This window comes from Bradyrhizobium sp. CB3481, assembly GCF_029714305.1.
GTDB lineage: Bacteria > Pseudomonadota > Alphaproteobacteria > Rhizobiales > Xanthobacteraceae > Bradyrhizobium.
The window spans coordinates 1,037,264-1,055,346 of record NZ_CP121647.1; the positions used below are offsets into that span (position 1 = coordinate 1,037,264).

Genomic DNA, 18,083 nt, shown 5'->3' on the forward strand with positions numbered 1-18,083 from the left:
GGACTTTACGAGAGTCCCTTGATCTTCTTGCACGGTGTCGATGACGTCGACGACATCTGCGCGACATTGGCAACCGAGCGGATGGTGAGCTTCTCCTTGCGGGTGATGAAGCGCAGCACGCCATGCGGATGGGCATCACAGAACTGAGCGAGCGTGGAGGCCGTCGCCGAAACGCTGTCCTGCTTGGGGACCACGGCGATGCCGCCATCCCGCAGCATATAGGCCTCCTTCACATTGGGCATCGCCGATGCCGCGACACAGGTCTTGAACAAGTCGTTATAGGCCTGCGGCGTTAGGGATTGATCGCCGCCGGGGGTACCGAGAAGATATTCCCGGCTCTTGCGGCAGTTCTCGCTATCGGCGTGCGCGGCGCCAGTCGCGAGCGCCAGCAGCACTACGGTCATGGCTACCAGCTTCATGCTGACAGTCCGGCGGTGCGATCCGTGGCCGCCCGCCTGCCGGCATAGGCCAGACCATAGGTTGTCGCCGCGCATCGCTCCCACGAAAGCGCGCGGGCATGCGCGGCGGCGCCCGCGCCAAGGATGGCGCGCAAGCCGCGATCCAAAGCCAGTTCGGTGATTGCTTCCGAAATACTCTCCGCCGACGGCGGCACCAGAATGCCGGTCTCGTCGGCGAGCACGGCATCCGGTACACCGCCGACCTCGCTCGCGACGCTCGGCAATGCAGCGGCTCCGGCCTCGAGATAGACGAGCCCGAATCCCTCGACGCGGCCGGTCGTATCGGGCAGTCCCGTCAGGCAGAAGAAATCCGAAGCCGTATAGAGATCGCGAATCTCTTCGTTGGTTTGCGCCCCCAGAAAACGGATGTCGCAGGCCATCTGGGCGGCAGAGGATCGCAGTTCGGCGACGTAGTCGGCTTCGCCGTCGGGACCGATCACCAGCCAGGTGATGCGACTGCGCACATTGTCCGGAAGTTTCGAAAGGGCGGCGAGCGTCAGATGATGGCCTTTGCGACGCGTGATCCGCGCCACGGTGATCATCACCACACGATCCTCGGGCAGACGATGACCCAAGCGAACCTCGCGGCGTTTCCTTTTCCCCCCGAACCAAAACTCCGATACGCCGAGATTGATCGCGTTGATCCGGCCCGGGCTGACAGCGAACCGTTCGCGGAACAGCGCCTCGGTAAACCGGCTGTTGGCGACGACTTCCGTCCGCGGCCCGAACACGCCGGCGCCGCGGATCGCCAAACGTTTCAGCGGCGTCTGCGTTTCGTTGATCTCGGTGCCATGCACCGTCATCAGGACACGCGCCGGCGTCCGCCATCTCGATAGCGCGAGGGGAACGAAGAATGGCCAGTCGGCGGCGTGGACCACATCGTAATTGCGCCCGCGCACGCTGCGGCGGGCCAGCAGGATCTTGCGCGGAAGGTCGCGCATGGAATGGAGGCCGCCGGGAAACCGGATGACCTCGAAGGGCAGGGACCTGTCGGACGCTTCGGTCTGCCGGGCGTAGTCGGGCGCCATCACAGTGACCTCCGCGCCGAGCCGGCTCGCGGCCGCGGCAATTTCGCGGGCATAAGTCCCTATACCTCCCATCGCGGGAGCGAACTCGCTGGTCAACAGCAGGATGTTCAAGCCGGCGCCCTCAATAGGTCGGCGCCGCGGCGGCAAGGCCGCGCGCATCCTGAATCTCCTGATGGTAGCGATAGACCCGCGCAAGCTGCGTGCCCGGGGTGAAGTCCCTGATTGTCTCGGCAACGCGCACCGGATTCATCGTGCCCATCTCGATGCCGTCCCTGACGTCGATGAACCGCTGCACCAGCGCCTCCACCATCTCGTCGCGGCTGCCGTCGCGCGCCACCAGATAGCCGCTGACACCGGGGCGGATGACGGGTTCAAGCTGCGGCAGATGCATGGCCACAACAGGCCGTCCGACCGCCAGCGTCTCGAGCACGCAGCGCGGCATGCCTTCGAACTCGGACGTCAGGATGCCGGCATGTGCGCTCGCCAGCGTCTCCGCCATGCCCGCGGCATCCTTGAAGCCGTGGCGCACGGTGATGTCCTCGATCGCTGCAAACTCCTCGAACCGAAGCGGATCGCTGGTGCCGATGTAGTGAAACCGCACCTCGCCGTTCAATCGTTGCCGCAGCCGATCAATGGTGCGGAACATCAGTGGCGGGTCCTTGAACTCGTCGAGCCTGCCCGCGAACACGATCTGGAACGGTGAAGACTGGAGCGGCCAAACTTGAGGCTTGAAGATGTCGGTGTTGACCCAGGTCCACAGCGTATCGATCTTGTCCCTGCGGCGCGGATAGGTTTGCTGCAGGCGTTCGGTGATGAATGGATTGACGCAAAGGAATTTCTCGCTCATCGCCACCGCAAAGCGCTCGCCGGTGTTGTGGACGAATGCGTATTTCCGTAGCAGCGAGTCCATCTGCAGTTTCGGCGCGCCCTCACCGTGCAGCATCTGCACGAAGGGCAGCCCCAGGATCGCCGGCAGCCATGAGAACTCGACGCGCCGCAGATCGACGGAACAGCGCCGGGCGCGGATCAATTTTGCGATCGTGCCGAAATGGCGAAGCAGCGCCATGAAGAACTGTCCGGTCAGCGACGAGCGGATGGTGCGTGCCGCTTCGCGCGCCTGCTGGTCCGAATAGTGGAGGATTGGCAGGAAATCGAAGCCGCGGCCGCGGAATGTCAACCGGTGAAGCTGCCCGAGCTCCAGCTCGCCCGTCGAGTCGACGCCGATAAAGAGAATATCGGTGTCAACAGGATGGAAGGTGATGAAGTCGCGAATGTAGGTTTCGAGACCGCCGACCTTCTCGCCACGCGGATCAAAGGGATGGATCAGGCAGATCTGATAGCGCGGCTTGATCCGGTTGGCGTTTCGCGCCCGCAGCGCGAGGGTCAAGGTTGATGTCATGTCGCTTTCCTCATGCGTGCCTGGACGATTTGCGGAATGGTTCGTGCAACGAGACGCGGAACGGCCGTCATGCACTTGACGTAGCGGGGGCCGAGCCGGCGCGGTTCGCGCAGCATGCGCCATGCCCACTCCAGCCCTGTCTTGCGCGCCATCGACGGGGCGCGGCTCTGCGTGCCCGCGATGAAATCGAGCGCGGCGCCGATGCACAGCATGCCGGTTCCATTCAGTTCGTCGAGGCACCGTGCCGCGAACAGCTCCTGCCGCGGTGCGCCGAGCGCGACGAAACAGAGTCTGGCACCCGAGTCGCGAATGCACTCGATCGCGGTGTCGGCTTCGCTGGAATAGGGGTCAAATCCAGGTCCAGGCGCAAAGCGTCCTGCAATTTGCAATCCCTTGAATCGTTCCGACAAACGATGCGCCGTCACTTGCAGCGTGCGATCGTTCGAGCCCAACAGAAAAACGGAGAGTCCCTTCTTTCGCGCTTCCGCGCAGACCGGTTCGACCAGATCGGCGCCGGTCGTTCGCTCGATTCGCGTGCCCATAAGTCTGCTCAGCACAACGATTGGGAACCCGTCCGCTGTGACAAATCGGGCACGACGATAAGCGGCGCGAAAATTGGCGTGTTGCTGAAATTGAACGACGTGATCGAGATTGAGCGTGCAGACGCTGAAGTTGTCGCCATGTTGCGCGGCTGACACGATCGACGAGACCGCTTCCGGAAGCGAGGGAACATTGATGGCGATGCCATCGACAGTGAGGCTTGGCTGCAACTGCGGCGGCGGTTCCGACACGTCGACCTCCTTGCTGGTAATGTGAGCGCGAGACTGCGTTGCGCGGGACCAATCGATATGCCCGTTGCTTGCGACGGGAACTGCATCGTGAATTTCTCGACCGGCATTCGTCACGAAATCGAACTAATGCGACGCAACGATGGCGACGTCGCGTTGCGAATGGCGAGACATAACGACGATGCGTTCACATCATGGAGATCAGCTATGCAGGAGTGGTCGAGGCGAAATGCGCTCGCCGTCATCGCAGGCGCAAGCGTTGCGTCGTACGACAGCAAAGTGTTCGCGGCACAGCCAACGCAGAGCCCCGCCCAGAGTCTCGGCGCTATCGCAGCGAAGAATGGAATTGTGTTCGGCGCGGCGGCAGGTCCTGTCATCGACAAGGATCATGCCTATCGCGAGCTCTATCAGACGCAGACCCGCATCGTGACGACAGACATTGCAATGAAGATGGGAACCATCGCGCCGCAGCCCGGGCCGAAGCGCTTTGAGAGTGCGGATCGCCTGCTGCAATTTTGTGCAGCCAACAGGATTCCGATGCGCGGTCATTGCCTGATCTGGAACGAATGGGTTCCGCAATGGATCAAGAGTCTGAGCGGCGCCGAGCGCGAGAGATTTTTCGACTCCTACGTCGAGGAAGTGGCGGCGCGCTATGTCGGCAAGCTGCATTCATGGGATGTCGTCAACGAACCGTTCTGGCCGGGGCACAAGGCGCCCGGCGGCTACCGACTTGGCCCATGGTACGACACGTTCGGCACCGGTTATGTGCGTCGCGCCTTCGAGCGGGTGGCCTCGGTCGATCGCACGACAAAACTGGTTCTCAACGAAGCGCAGAGCGAGCGCGACGATGAGGTCGGCCTCGCCGTTCGCCGCGGCTTGCTGCAACTGGTCGACGAATTGAAGCAAGCCGGCGTGCCGCTGCATGCCGTCGGGCTGCAGAGCCACCTGCAGCCGCGCTATCCGCATGACCCCGGACGCTTCGCCGAATTCCTGCATGCGCTCGCAGGACGCGGCGTCGATATCTACCTGACGGAATTCGATGTGCGCGACGATACGTTTCCCGATGACATCGCGGCGCGCGATGCCATGATCGCGGAGACGGCCGAGAAATATCTGAACAACGCGCTGCGTGTTCCCGCGGTTAAGATGGTGATCGCCTGGGAACTGGCTGACAACTACTCCTTCTATACCGATGCGGCGAAGAAGAAGGACCCGCTGGCGCAACGGCTGCCGCGGCCGCTGCCGTTCGATTCATCGATGCAGAAGAAGCCGCTGTGGTTCGCGATGGCGCGCGCATTCGAGAACAACAGGAAGTCATAGGCGCGAGATGGTGCCATGCGCGCTCACGCCCCCGAATGCTGGGGGCGGGGGCGGAGCATCCGCAGCAGTGTTGGCGCATAGAGCACGGCGAGCGCCGCAAAATAGGCGGCGGCGCCCGCCGCGACATGGACCGCCAGAACAGGAATCGTCGCTGCCGTCGGAAACATCCGCAGCAGCGCCGACATTGCGATCGTCGCGAGCGCGATGCGGATGAGATGGCCGACCGGCAGGCGCAGGCCGAAGCGCGTGAACCCGATTGAAAAACTGACGCCGGCCGCGGCAAGCGCTGCCAGCACGGTGGCGCCGGCGACGCCGGGCAGCCCCCAGCGGGGCAGGAATAGCGCGCTCAACACCACGGTGGTTGTCGCGTCGATCGCCGCAACGGCCATCATCCAGCGCGTGCGGTTCTGCAGCAGGAAGACCTGGTCGCCGAAATGAGCGCGCAGATTGCGGATCGCGCCGGCAAGCGTTGAGAGCGGCAGGATGGCAAGCGTGACCGCCTGAAACGGCGCGGCGATCAGGAGGTGGACGATCTCCGTCCGCAGCATGACAATGCCGGCGAGGCTTGGCGCCAGGATGGCGACAAGCAGCGCGCTGTTATTGGCGAGCTGCCGCATGCCGGCCTGCTGGCCGCCATGCTCCATGCTCTTGACCGCCAGTGGAAATGCCGCCGCCGTCACCAGCATGGCCGCAACCGCTGCGGCGCGCTGGCCGAGGCCGTAACCGACCGCGAACAGGCCGGCGGCGGCAACACCTGACAATTCGTTGACGATGAAGCGCGACGCATTGAGCCCGACCCAGCCGAGCGCGCCACCGACGATCAATGGAAGACCATAGCGCAGCGCGTGGACCACGATCTCCCGGTCGACCGGCCAAAGCCGGTAGCCGTAGCGGATCGTCGGAAGCACGATCAACACGGCGACGAATTGCGCCATGGCATAACCGGCGAGCGGCCATTCGGCTGACTGGCCGAATACCCAGATCAAGGCGAGACCGGCGATGAACCCGACGGATGGGCCAAAAATCTGCTGGATCGTGTAGACCGCGATCTGCTGCTGCGCGCGGGCGCGCTCGCCGATATAGAGGTTGAGCGAGCGGGTGATCACATAGGCAACAGTGGCAAGCAGAAGGCCGGTCCTGGCGCCCGGCGCGATGACCAGAAGCAGAATGCCGATGACGGCAGCGCTTTGCAGCATGACCGAGGCCAGCAACACCGCATTTTCGGTACGATAGAAGCGCGGCGCGTCGCTGGCCTCCTGATAGCGGCCGAGGAAACGCAGCGCATATTGCGACCACCAGGCCAGGAAGCCGATCTGCAGCAGTTCATGCGTCGCGGTGATCAGCGTGATGACGCCGAGCGTGTGTTCGTCGACGACATGCGTCCATACGATCATCGCCAGCAGCTGGAACAGCGGTCCGACGAACTGCGCGGGCAGATAGAGCAGGGTGTGTTTCAGGAGCATTTTTCTAAGCCCCCAGCATGCGGCAAAGCCGGGTAGAGGCTAGTTGCCGGACTGCGAGCAACGCGGCGCCGCTGCCAAGGACGGTCAATCCGAGGGCCAGTACAAAATTGGCGGCGCCGCCAAGCTGGTGCAGCGAGGCGTGATCGCGCAGCGCCATGATGATGAAGATGTGCCAGAGATAGATGAAGTAGCTACCCGAGCCGATCCATCCGAGCAGCGGTGAACTCGGCCGGAACGCGAACAGCGTGATGCAAAACAGCGCCGCATAGCAAAAAAACGCGGTCGAATCGTAGGTCGCGGCATCGCCAAGACCAAAAATGCGGACGCTCGCATAGAGGATATAGGCTACCAGCATCGTGCCGGGGAGCGCGCGGCGGATGTTTTGATCGGTCAGGTCCGCGAACATCGCGGTCAGCGCGCCGAGCGCGGCGAATGCGAACCAGAACGGAATATCGCGCATGCGGACTTCGTCGAGCAGGTCGTCAGAGGCGCCGAGCCGCGACAGGGCGGGATCGAGATAGCTGCCGGCCAGCAGGCCGCCGCCGATCGCCAGAACCAGCAGCGCCGCGACACGTTTTCTTGAATCTGGCTGGTCAGTTCTACCTGCTGCAAAGACGAGCCAAAGACCCAGCGTGCAGCAGACATAAACGAAGACGTAATAATAGACGAAGACGTATCCGAGCGCGAAGCGGGCCAGTGTCGTGCTGAAGCGATGATCCATCGCCGGATTATGCAGCGCCATATAGACATAGGCTGCGGCGAAGGCGATCGCATAGGGGATCAAGGCCGCCTTGAGACGTTTGGTGAGCGGCACACGGCCGGATAGGGCTGTCAGATATCCCGATACGAACAGGAACACGGGCACGCATGGCCGCAGCGCCGCGTCGAGCGATTTCATCCAGACAGCATCGAGCGGCTGCGGCAGCGAATGGATTCCGATCACCATCAGGATTGCGATGCCGCGCATCGTGTCGATCGCGCTGTCGCGGCTTCTAGCCCGCGCATGCGCGACGGCTATGGGCGGCGTGTCGGCTGAAAGGCGTTCGACGACCGTCATCACCGGCTCTCCTGCCGCGAGATTGCCGGCCTGATGGCGCGGCGATCGTAGGCCTCGGTCAGATATCGCCGCAGCGGCGTCTCGAAGGTGCGCAGCGAGATGACGCTTGCGGAGGCAAGGACAATGATTGCAACCGGTGCCAGGATCAGGCGCTCATCCGGCGACAGGGAAAGCAGGCGAGAACCGAGGGTGATGACGACGGTCGCCACCGGAATATGCAGCATGTAGCAGGAATAGGTCAGCGGCGACCAGCGGTCGAAACCGAGCTTCGACAGCACGGTTTTGCGGCCTGCGCAGTCCGCCTGCACGGCGAGCAGGGCGATGAGATAGATCACGAGCAGCGCGGTCATTGTCGGCAATAGTGAGCCGAACAGGATGAACCCTGGCAGCGCTACGGCCAGCGCGCCGGGAATGGCAGGCCAGCGCGCGATCTGGGTGCGGAACAGATAGCAGGCCATGCCGAGGCTGAACGCCGGCAGTGCCCGGAAGCCGCCGCCCTGATTGATCCAGTCGGCCCAGGGTGTCGTTCCCGCAGCCCATGCCCAAAGCGAGTTGGCGAGTGCGGTGATGATCACCAGCGCGACGATCGCCTCCTTGCGGCGCTGCGCGAGCAGCGCAAGCGCCGGAAACAGCAGATAGCAGAACATCTCCGCCGACAGCGACCAGCTCGGGAAGTTGAATGTCAGGCGCTCGCCGATGAAGGCGTGGAGCAGCAGCAGTTGCGCTGGCAGGTCGGAAAGCGGGTAGCGGGCGGGATTGTCGGTCCGCGCGGCGCCGAAGTGAAGCGCGCCTGCAAGCGCAACATAAAAGGCCAGCGTGGCGAGATGCAGCGGATAGATGCGGGCAAGGCGTCGCCAGAGAAAACGGCCGATCGACGCGGCATCGTTGACGCGGTCGCAATACTGCCGGGCGATGACGAAGCCGGAGACGACAAAGAACAGATCGACGAACAGGTTGAAATGCCAGGTGCGCGCGACCATGAAGCGGCCGACCGGCATATCCTTGAAGTAATCGGAATAGTGAAGGATCACCACCGCGCCGGCGGCGATGATCCTCAAACCATCCTGGTGCCTGGTGCCATCGGTGTCATGCAAGGCGGCGGTACTCCGGGCGCGCGCTTTCGCGCACCTGAGCAAGGCGGGCGATCAGGTCAATGACGTTCTCGCGGTCGCTGCGCGCCAGATCGTTCCAGCGCGTCAGGTTGCGCTCGGCCAGCGTCACATAGCGGGCGCGCCAGCTCTCGTCCGACAGCGCGGCAGCGATACGCGCCGCCGCAGAAGCGGAATCGGCGGTATCGATATGGATGCCGGATTCGCCGAGCACCTCGCGGAAGATGGCGGCATCGGGGGCGATGATCGGAAGGCCAGCATACTGAGCCTCAAGCAGTGGAAGCCCGAGGCCTTCGTCGTGGGAGGTGCAGATGAAGAGGTCGGCGCCATCGAGCAGCTGATTGACCCGGTCGGCCGGCTGGTAGCCGTGCAGTGTAACGCCCGGTTGCCCCTCGAGGGCTTGCCAATCGTCGCCCCAGCCCGGCCTTCCGACGATGTCGAGCGTCGCATCCGGAAACCCCCGCATGCGCAGCGCGGCGAGGATTTCTGCTGCCGCGGCAAAATTCTTGCGCGGCTCGACCGTGCCGAGCGCAATCAGGCGAAGTGGCTGGGGCCGCGCGTTCCGCGCGCTGCGGTGTCCGACATCGAGGCCGAAGACGTTGCGGACCGAAGGCCGATAAAGCGTCACCTCGGCGTCGGAGCGGCAATGCGCGGCCAGCTTGCGCCTTGTGTCGCCGGAATTGGCCAGAAAGCGGGGATAGTGGCGCAGTGCCAGCTTGAACGGTCCGGCCATGTACAGCCGCGCCCGCATGTTGAGCTCGGCGCGCCGCGTGATCAGAAAGTCGTCGTGGATATAGGGCAGCACCCGCGATGCAAACGGTCGCAGCAGCGGGCTGGGCGGAAAGCCAGGACATAGCAGGATGGAGGACGACGCGGCGAGCCGCATCGGCAGGCCGAGCGTCTGCGTCGTCAGCATCTGGCGCAGCCCCTGCGCCCTCACCGGGACAACGTCGAGCGGCGCCAGCGCCGCGGCCGAAAACAGTTCGAGCGTGATGCGCTCGAGCCCGGTGACGTGACGTCCAAGATGGGTGTTGTCGACATAGATGGTCATGCGAAGGAAGATCCCGTGTTATGCCGGAACGGACCGGTAGCGGAGGGGCGAGCGGACTTGCGCGGGCGCAACAGCGCGCCGCTGCTCGCGCGGCAGCAGGACCGAAATCAGGATCACGAACTGCGCGAGCTGAATGTTCTTTGACGAAAAGCTCACCGAGCTTGCGGCGATGATGACGATCAGTACCATGATGGCCCACGCCGCGCGGTGTGAGCGGCGCAATAGTTCGACGAAGAAACAGACCAGCCCGATCGTCATCAGGATGGTGTGGACCAGGCCGAACTGCACGATGGAGGAGATCCAGAAATTTTCGATGCCGTAGTTGAGGCCGAGCTGCGACTGCAGTGCGTTCACCCGCACCGGGTTAGGGCCGAGGATCAGCTCATGCCAGTCGAAATGCGAGAGCAGGCTGAAGGTGGCAAAGCGCGCCAGCGCGCTGCCCTTGTCGGATGAGAAGCGCAGCAGCATCTTGTCGAAAATGCCGAGATCGAGGGCGGCGAAGATGATGGCGCCCGCGGCGAACAGCACGCAGATGGCGAGAATCGCCGCGGGCAGCGGCGTCCGCTTGCCCTGTATCAGGCGAAGCATCTCGAATCCCCCGACGAGTCCGATCATGGCCAGCACGGTGACCAGTGAGGTTCGGCCGCCAAAAGCCATCAGCGAGGCGAGGCAGAACGCGATCAGCGGCAGCCTCACCAGCAGCGGCGGGCAGATTGCCGGACGAAGCACCAGCGCCAGCACGTAGGCGCCGACGACGCCGGATGCCGTGAGGGGATGGCCGAGCAGCGCCGCGGAGCGCCACTCACCGACCACCACGACGTCGCCGAGCGTCAACGGGATCAGCCGGTGACCGGAAAAGTACTCATAATATCCGAGCACCACGTTGACGAGGATCGTCAGGTGAATGGCCCAGGCCAGCGGGCGCTTTTGTGCCGATGATATCTGCCACATCACCATCGCGATCAGGATCGGCAGCAGGAAAGTGTCGATGATCACCGTAAACGGACGTTCGAGCACGAACACCTGAATCAGGAGGAACAGCCAGCACAAGAGGTAGGCGAGTAGCAGCTTCGATTCGGAGAACATCCGGTTGATCTCGCCGACCGGACCACGGCTGCGCAGCAGCAGCAGGCCGAATGCGAGCAGGGTGAAGTACGTCGCCGGGTGCAGCTTCTCATAGAAGTTTCCGCCCGCAGTCAGGTAGTGGATCTTCCAGTTGGTCAGAACGGACGACGAGAGCGTGAAGGTTGCGGTAACGGCCAGCAGCATCAGGCCGGCTGCGATCCGTTCGATGAACGCGTCGGCATTCGCCGCGCGGGCGGCGAGGCGCGAAGCCGGGCGCGATACGGCCGGCGCAGAAGAGTGACGATGCACCTGCGCTATCCCGGCCGGTCCGTGCAACGGTCCACGCATTCTCACCGCGCAGCTCCGGCATTCAGGCTCGCGGTGCCGTAGGGCTTGAGATAGGCCGAGCTGCGATAATAGTCATAGAACTGCAAGCGGCTGAGATCGACGCGGGTCATCACCGTGCCCATGACTCGGTCGCTGACGGGAGACAAGAGATCCATGGCATGCGACAGCACTTCGCCCGGCGTCTGGTCCCAGGCCAGCGCGAGAATGATGCGATCCGAAAGTTCGGCGAGCGCGCGGCCATCGACCAGCGGCACCAGCGGCGGCGAATCGATCACGATCAGCTCGTAGCGGTGACGGAAGTGATCGAGCACGTCGACGATCCGCTCGGAGAACATCAGCTCGGTGATGTATTCCACCTGCTTGATTTTGGTCGAGGGCAGGATGGAAAGTCCCGTGCTCTGGTCGACGAGGATCGCGCGCTCCGGCGCGGCGTGGCCGATGGCGACTTCCAAGAGGCCGGCATCGGCGCGCGGACAGAGCGCGTGGGTTACTTGCGGGTTGCGCAGGTCGCCGTCGATGAGCAGCGTTCGGATGCCGAGCGTGGCCAGCGACTGCGCCAGGTTGATCGCCAACGTGGTCTTGCCCTCACTGTCGAGCGCGGAAGTGACCTGCACCACCTTCACCGGCCGCGACCGCATCGTTCGTTGCAGCGCCAGGCGGACGGCCCGGATCGCTTCCGCAAAGAACGTGCCGGGCTGGTCGATCGCATAGCGTGTCAACGGCGGTTGCAGCGGCGCCGGCAGCAGTTTCGTTGTTTTCGGATCATAGCGGCCAAGTTCTTTTCGGCCGCGCCGCGCGAGGCCGGCGAGCTCCCGCGCGCCGATCAAGGGGACGGCGGCAAGGGCGGGCACGCCCGCAATGGCTTCGGCGCGGTCGAGCGTCTTGATTCGGTCGTCGAGATAGTCGGCGAGGAATGCCAGCACGCTGCCCGCGCCGAGGCCGAGCATCAAGGCAAGGCCCAGTATCAGCATCGTCTTGGGCGACGACGGCCTGATCGGAACGCTGGCCTTGGTCACGATCCGCGAGTCCGGCATCTCCAGACTCTCTTGCGCGGTCGTTTCCTTGGAACGCGCCAGATAGGATTCATACTGCGTGCGGTTGGCCTCGGCCTCGCGCTGCAGTTCGCGCAGGCGCACCTGCGCCTGGCCTGAGGAGGTCGAGACGCCCTGCAGCTGGTCGAGGCTCTGCTGCAGCGATGTCTCGCGGGAGCGGGCGACGTCGTAATCGTGCTTGGTGCTCTCGAGGATTCGGCGGATTTCCTCGTTGATCAGCCTCTGGGTGTCGCGCCGCTGTGCTCGGACATTGGCGACGGAAGGATGGCGCGTGCCGTACTTGCTCGACAGTTCCGCCTCGTTCTTAGCGATGTCGGCATATTGCGTGCGGAGCTTCGTGATCATCTCCGAGGAAATCGCCGCGTTGATGCCGCCGGGATCGCCGCCAGACTTCGCGATGTCCTGAATCTGCTCGTACTTCGCCCGCGCCTCCGCGGTCTGCGCGCGGGCGGCGACCAGCTTGCCGTTGAGATCGGTGATCTGCTGGTCGTTGAGCGTGACGCCTTGCGACACCATCAGATTGTTGGCCGAGCGATAGTCCTCGACGGCCTTTTCGGAGGCAACGACGCGCGATTTCAAATCCTCGATCTGGCCGCCAAGCCAGTTCGCGGCGATGCGGGTGGCATCATTCTTGGCGCGAACCTGCTCGTCGAAATAGGCGTCGGCGATCGCGTTGGCGATGGTGGCGGCCTTTTGCGGCGATCGCGAACTGACGGCGATATCGACCAGGAAGGTGGTGCCCTGGCGCGTCACCTTCATTCGCTTTTGAAGGATATCGACGGAACGGGACTTGGCGGCTTCCTCCGGGCTGGCGCCGTCGCTTGGGCCGCTGCTGCGGAACAGGCTCTTGATCGGATCGAGCAGGCCCGGCTGTGGCGTGAACTCCTCGTCTTCCGTCAGCTTCAGCTTGCCGACGACGCGTGTCAGGATCGCGACCGACTGGATCAGCAGCGTCTGGCTTTCGATCGTCGCGTCGTCAGTGCCGAAGTTCGACAGCACCGACTGGTTGGTCTCGACGACATTGGCGCGGCGCGGATCGACCAGCACGGTCGACGTCGCCGTATATAAAGTCGTTGCGAACAGCAGATAGGTCAGCGCGAGTCCGAGCAGGACAACGGCGGGCAGCGCCACCATCTTGTAGCGGCGGCGCAGGATGCGGCCCATCTCGCGCAGATCGACGCTCGGATACTGCCAGCCTTCGGCCGGGCGGGGCGGAGGCTCATCAGGGATCACATAGGGCAGGTCAGAATTGCGCTGTAACATTCATTCCTACCAGGTGCTTGTCGAAGCTGAAGACCGGGACATCGCTTTCGCGCTTGGTGTAGCGGTAATAGGCGGATACGGCGCCGAAGCGATTGACGAGATATTTGACGCGCGTGTCCGACGTGATCACGTTGTCCTTGCGGAACTGGCCGAAGAACTTGTCGTTCTCGTATCCGCCGGCGAGCGACAAGATGATATTGCGTCGCAGCTCATAATCGAGGCCGAGCTGCACCGCGTTCGCAAGCACGCCGGTGGCGCTGGTGTCGGACGTCTGCGTGACGATCTGCTCGGCATTGAAGTGAACGTCAAGCAGGCGCGTCGGCCGCCATGTCAGCCGCGCGCGATAGGATGGGCCCTCGATCATCCCGATCGACGGATCGTCGAAACGCTGCTGCACATAGCCGGCGCCGAATTCGCCGGTAACCAGATTGCTCAAGCCGACGGTGACGCCGGTCAGCGCGCGATAGCCTTGCGAATCGAGCGTGTGGCCCGGCGTGCCCCTGATGTCGCGCTGATTGCCCTCGACGCCGCCGAACCAGCCGAGCGTGGAGGAGATGGCGTAGTCGATCCGGCTGTGCAGCGAGTAGATCTGGCCGTCGCGGGCGTCCTGGTTGATGACGGTGCCGTCCTGGGCGCGCGTCGATCCATAGTCATATGAATCGGTGCGAACGCCGATCGATGTGGTCAGGCGATTGAACTCCTTGCGCAGCGTCACGTCGCCTGACATCAGGTTATACGGCGTCGGCGAGATCGCGTTGCTGGGCGAGGAGAGCGTGCCGACACCTTCGTTCAGATGCGCGATCTGAAAGCTGCCGAGAAGCATCGTGTCCTTTGTGATATCGATCCAGCCATTGCCCTTCAGGCTGGCATTGGTCTGGTTCAGGCTGGAGAATTGGTTGTAGACCGTGGACTGCGTGTCGAGCTTGATGTCGAGCCCGTGCCGTCCCCATAGCGAATGCGCGCGCAGCGTCGGCTCGATCACCGCCGCGATATCGGAACGCTGCGTGGTGCTCGACGAAAAGACGTTGCTGTCGTAGAAAGTTCCGGCGGTCACCGACGGATTGAACATCCACGAGCCGGAACGAATGCCTATCGGCTCGTAGCCGGGCTGCTGGCGCTTCTTCACCGGCATGTCCTCGGGCGGAATCTCCTCTCGGGTCTCCGGATCGGTTCGATCCGGCAGCGAAGACGGCTCGAAGATCTTCTGTGCGTTCCAGGGCGAGGCGAACTCTCCGTTGACCCACGGAATCGCCTGCGCATTCGCCGACGATCCAAGACCCAGCAGGATCGCGGCCGCCGGTGCGGGCAACAGGCTGGCGCGGCATCGACCGGGCAGGCGTATCGAATGGAATCGCTCTTCGATTCCATGCGGCACGTTCAGCGATGCAAATTCTGACTCGGATCCCATCACCCATCCCTTGCGGGAGCGCGAAGGCGGCGAGCATCTGACAGGCGAGCTCCATCGCTCATAAAATGATCGTCGACTGCGCATAAGAAAGGCGGGCCTCATACTCGGTACGGGGGCGCAAGATCGTGAGTTGTGTGAGATTGAAGTGATGCGCACGCCTGCAACGCGCCTTGCCGGGAAAGTTTCCCGCGCTGCAGAACCTTTTTTGCATTCGCGAAATGTTGTGACGACGGCGCAACACAAACGCCATCAACTGCTAGCGCGTGCATCACCTCATCTGCAGTTCCACAGATCGCTAGAAGTAGCGCTCCGGAACCCTGATGTTGTCGCCCGGATAAACCGGAACGGGAGCATCGAGAGGGTAGGTCTCTTCCGCGCCGGCACCGGCCCGCCGCAGAAAGACCTTGTTTTCATTGGCGCGGTACGTGAAGCCGCCGGCGCTTGCGACTGCATCCAACACCGTCAATCCATGACGATACGGATACTCGCCGCTCTTCTTGACCTCGCCGAGAATGTAGTACGGACGGTACTGCGCGATCTCGACGTTGACGCGCGGATCGCGCACAATTCCTTTCGCGAGCGCGGATGCGATCGATTTCTCGAGCTGCCGCGTCGTGGCGCCTGCAGCCTTGATATGCCCGGCGAGCGGGATCGAAACCTGTCCGCTATTGCTGATCTCATACTCGCCCGTGATGTCGGGCTCGCCATAGACCTTCAGCCTGATTCGGTCGTTGGGCCCGAGGATGTAGCTCTCAGCCGATGACGCTGATTGACCCGTTTGTGCTGAAGCTTGAATCGAAAGACCGGCGCTGAGGCCGGCAATCGCAAGGATGACGAGAATTAAGTAGAGCGTCAGGCCGGCGCTGAACGACCGTTGCTGCATGGCTGCATCTCCGTGAGTGCACGTACAGCCGCCGATGTTATGGAAGCAAACACGGCAAAAAAATGTGAGACGCGAGTTCCATTTTGTTGAAAGTGAGTCGCGACGCTTCATGGTTCACAAGTCGTGTACGTACGACAGGTCGCATGCACATCATAAGAAGAGAACAGCTGATCCTTCGATCGCCACGCAAGTCAACGATCCGGTTCGCCACGCGCAGGTGTCGATATTGATTCTGTTGTGCCTGATATCAGGGTGCGGCACCGGCGTGTGGCCGTGCACGACGAAGCGTTCGTGCTGATGCATGGAGTCGAGGAACTCGTCGCGGATCCAGATCAAGTCATTGATATCCTGATGTTCGATCGAAACGCCCGGGCGGATGCCGGCGTGGACGAACAGGAAATCGCCGCAAATGAATTGATGGCGCATGCACTGCATGACCAATTCGTGTTCACGAGGAAACGCGTCAATAAAGCGACGCTGCAGGGCAGGGGCCGTGTCGGTGTCGCCATTCAGTTCGATGCCGTAAGATGCAAGCGTAGGCAGGCCGCCCAACTGCAGCCAGTACGGCAGGATCGCCGGATCCTGCAGGAACCCTTCCATCACAGCTTCGTGGTTGCCTCGCAGACACACCGCGTGATTGGCGACGAGGCGGATCGCAAGCAGATCGATCACCTCCTTGGAGTGCGGTCCGCGGTCGATGTAGTCCCCGAGATAGACTTCGACCGAATGCTTGATCGGTCGACGACGAATGTCGTCATCGATTCGTCCGGTGATCTCGCTCAAAAGATCGGCGCGGCCATGAATGTCGCCTATCGCATAGATGCGCGTGTCGGCCGGTGTTGAAGCGGCCACAGTGCACGAAGATGCCACTGATCGATGCATGATAAGGAACGTCGATCATGGAACCGCGCGACCGTCAATCGAGATATGGCGACGCGAAGCGGCTTTAGAAGAAGAGCAGGCGAATCAGAACAGCGATCGCCGCCCATGCAATCGTGTTCCCGATAATGATTCGATTTCGGAGCCTGCGGTCTGGCAGCCTCTCGTATCGCACCAGCGCGCGGCTATGCAGACGTTCTGCCATCATGGGCGCCTCCCGGAATGTTCCGCGAGCGGGCGGCTCACAAGTCGTGGCCGCCTCTATTTTTCTTCCGAGTTGTCCATCGAATGTCGCGCCTATCGTCAGCAAGCCAGGACGTATCACCCGGCTTTCGATGAGCAATCTCGTTTCACGACAACGGCGTGACAGCGATTTGTTGCCGCACATCGACGCTATGTTTGTTCAACTGTGCGTCGAGAATCCAACAATGGATTTTGTTCCGAGATTTTTGATTATGCATAGCTGCGTCGAGCGACGCGCAGCTCATTAACCAGGCATGTTACGACTAACCTTCTCCGAACAAACCGGAATATCGCGTCGCAATATCTTCTTAACGGTTCAGTTCCGCTGCGTTGCAGCCATCCCTTCCACGACCGCGCCCAATTTCGTTCAAAGTTTTGGAAAGTCTTAGCGGCTGCGAAGCGGATATTCGCTGCTGCGAAGTCGTCGCGCGCGCCGATCGGTGCGCGCAGCGCATCGCATTTGTGCTCCAACACAGAGGAGAGTCATGGCCTCGATCGTGACAGCCAACTTCGATCGGAACAGCAATGTTGCGCCGATTCGAATAGAGCGCACCCAGATATCGGTCCGTCCTGTCGAATTCGCCGGCGGCGGTACGCATGGCGCGTACCGAGGCCGCCGGCGCGTGCGTCGCGTCGCACGAAAGGAGCCGTCAGCATCGATTGCCAAACGCATTTTCGATGTCAGCGCTGCAAGCGCCGCGCTGCTGTTCTTTGCTCCGCTGCTGATCGCCATTGCGATCCTCATCAAGGCGACATCGCCAGGCCCGGTGCTGTTCTTTCAATATCGCTATGGCTACCGGAATCGCCGTTTCAAGATTTACAAGTTCCGCACTATGCGCAGCGACGCATGCGACGTTCGCGGCGTTACACAGACGGTTCAGGGCGATGCGCGTGTGACCTCGATCGGCCGGATTTTGCGCAAGACCAGCCTCGACGAAATTCCGCAACTGCTCAACGTGATCAAGGGCGACATGTCGCTGGTCGGGCCGCGGCCGCACGTCCCGGGAATGCTGGCGGCCGATCTGCCTTACGAAGACCTCGTGCCCTATTATTTTCAGCGCCACACGGCGCGGCCAGGTATCACCGGGCTGGCACAGGTCAGTGGCTGCAGGGGAAGCACGGCCGAGTTCGAGCCCGCGGTTTCGCGGATCGACTACGATCTCCACTACATCGAGCGATGGTCGCTGCGCCTCGACATCATGATCATCATCCGCACGATCCGCAAAGAGTTCTTGTCGGGCAGCGGCTTCTGATCCCTCCAGCGTCAAC

General features: G+C 62.5%; 15 protein-coding genes. 2 read left to right on the forward strand and 13 right to left on the reverse strand.

Going from position 1 to position 18,083, the window contains the following annotated elements; all coding sequences use genetic code 11:
- Nucleotides 1-5: 5 nt before the first annotated feature.
- Genes QA643_RS04950 through QA643_RS04965 form a run of 4 tightly spaced genes read right to left on the reverse strand, consistent with a single transcriptional unit; the run spans nt 6 to nt 3,790 of the window.
- Nucleotides 6-419 carry a hypothetical protein gene (locus QA643_RS04950; RefSeq protein WP_283032085.1) on the reverse strand — a complete coding sequence of 138 codons (414 nt, stop codon included), beginning with the start codon at nt 417-419 and terminating at the stop codon, nt 6-8.
- Nucleotides 416-1,645 carry a glycosyltransferase family 4 protein gene (locus tag QA643_RS04955; protein WP_283032086.1) on the reverse strand — a complete coding sequence of 410 codons (1,230 nt, stop codon included), beginning with the start codon at nt 1,643-1,645 and terminating at the stop codon, nt 416-418. Before QA643_RS04955 ends, QA643_RS04950 begins: the two co-directional genes overlap by 4 nt.
- A complete protein-coding gene (locus QA643_RS04960; protein ID WP_283032087.1) occupies nt 1,608-2,885 on the reverse strand; it encodes a glycosyltransferase in 1,278 nt (425 codons plus the stop codon). Before QA643_RS04960 ends, QA643_RS04955 begins: the two co-directional genes overlap by 38 nt.
- A complete protein-coding gene (locus tag QA643_RS04965) occupies nt 2,882-3,790 on the reverse strand; it encodes a WecB/TagA/CpsF family glycosyltransferase (RefSeq protein ID WP_283032088.1) in 909 nt (302 codons plus the stop codon). The genes QA643_RS04960 and QA643_RS04965 overlap by 4 nt, the downstream gene beginning before the upstream one ends.
- A gap of 90 nt (nt 3,791-3,880) precedes the next feature.
- On the opposite strand from QA643_RS04965, the gene QA643_RS04970 reads away from it, so the two are divergent.
- Nucleotides 3,881-4,993, forward strand: a complete 1,113-nt coding sequence (locus QA643_RS04970; RefSeq protein ID WP_283032089.1) for an endo-1,4-beta-xylanase — start codon at nt 3,881-3,883, stop codon at nt 4,991-4,993.
- Nucleotides 4,994-5,016: 23 nt separating this feature from the next.
- Here QA643_RS04970 and QA643_RS04975 read toward each other — a convergent pair whose 3' ends face one another.
- From QA643_RS04975 to QA643_RS05015, 9 genes are all read right to left on the reverse strand, one after another.
- On the reverse strand, nt 5,017-6,456 hold the full coding sequence (locus QA643_RS04975; RefSeq protein WP_283032090.1) for a polysaccharide biosynthesis C-terminal domain-containing protein: 1,440 nt from the start codon (nt 6,454-6,456) through the stop codon (nt 5,017-5,019).
- A gap of 4 nt (nt 6,457-6,460) precedes the next feature.
- The gene (locus QA643_RS04980; protein WP_283032091.1) at nt 6,461-7,513 is read right to left on the reverse strand and encodes an acyltransferase; all 1,053 of its coding nucleotides are present in this window, start codon (nt 7,511-7,513) and stop codon (nt 6,461-6,463) included.
- Nucleotides 7,513-8,607 (reverse strand): acyltransferase, encoded by a 1,095-nt coding sequence (locus QA643_RS04985; RefSeq protein ID WP_283032092.1) that lies wholly within the window; start codon nt 8,605-8,607, stop codon nt 7,513-7,515. The genes QA643_RS04980 and QA643_RS04985 overlap by 1 nt, the downstream gene beginning before the upstream one ends.
- Complete coding sequence (locus QA643_RS04990) at nt 8,600-9,673, reverse strand: glycosyltransferase (protein WP_283032093.1); 1,074 nt, start codon at nt 9,671-9,673, stop codon at nt 8,600-8,602. Before QA643_RS04990 ends, QA643_RS04985 begins: the two co-directional genes overlap by 8 nt.
- A gap of 18 nt (nt 9,674-9,691) precedes the next feature.
- The gene (locus tag QA643_RS04995) at nt 9,692-11,047 is read right to left on the reverse strand and encodes a VpsF family polysaccharide biosynthesis protein (protein ID WP_283032094.1); all 1,356 of its coding nucleotides are present in this window, start codon (nt 11,045-11,047) and stop codon (nt 9,692-9,694) included.
- A gap of 41 nt (nt 11,048-11,088) precedes the next feature.
- Complete coding sequence (locus QA643_RS05000; RefSeq protein ID WP_283032095.1) at nt 11,089-13,401, reverse strand: AAA family ATPase; 2,313 nt, start codon at nt 13,399-13,401, stop codon at nt 11,089-11,091.
- Nucleotides 13,382-14,809 (reverse strand): outer membrane beta-barrel protein, encoded by a 1,428-nt coding sequence (locus QA643_RS05005; protein WP_283032096.1) that lies wholly within the window; start codon nt 14,807-14,809, stop codon nt 13,382-13,384. Before QA643_RS05005 ends, QA643_RS05000 begins: the two co-directional genes overlap by 20 nt.
- Nucleotides 14,810-15,104: 295 nt before the next feature.
- On the reverse strand, nt 15,105-15,803 hold the full coding sequence (locus tag QA643_RS05010) for a polysaccharide biosynthesis/export family protein (protein WP_283032097.1): 699 nt from the start codon (nt 15,801-15,803) through the stop codon (nt 15,105-15,107).
- 39 nt (nt 15,804-15,842) lie between these two features.
- Nucleotides 15,843-16,544, reverse strand: coding sequence for a metallophosphoesterase family protein (locus QA643_RS05015; RefSeq protein ID WP_283032098.1), 702 nt, complete (start codon nt 16,542-16,544; stop codon nt 15,843-15,845).
- 755 nt (nt 16,545-17,299) lie between these two features.
- Between QA643_RS05015 and QA643_RS05020 the strand changes: the two genes are divergently transcribed.
- Entirely contained in the window at nt 17,300-18,067 is a 768-nt protein-coding gene (locus QA643_RS05020; RefSeq protein ID WP_283032099.1) for a sugar transferase, read from the forward strand.
- Nucleotides 18,068-18,083: the final 16 nt, after the last annotated feature.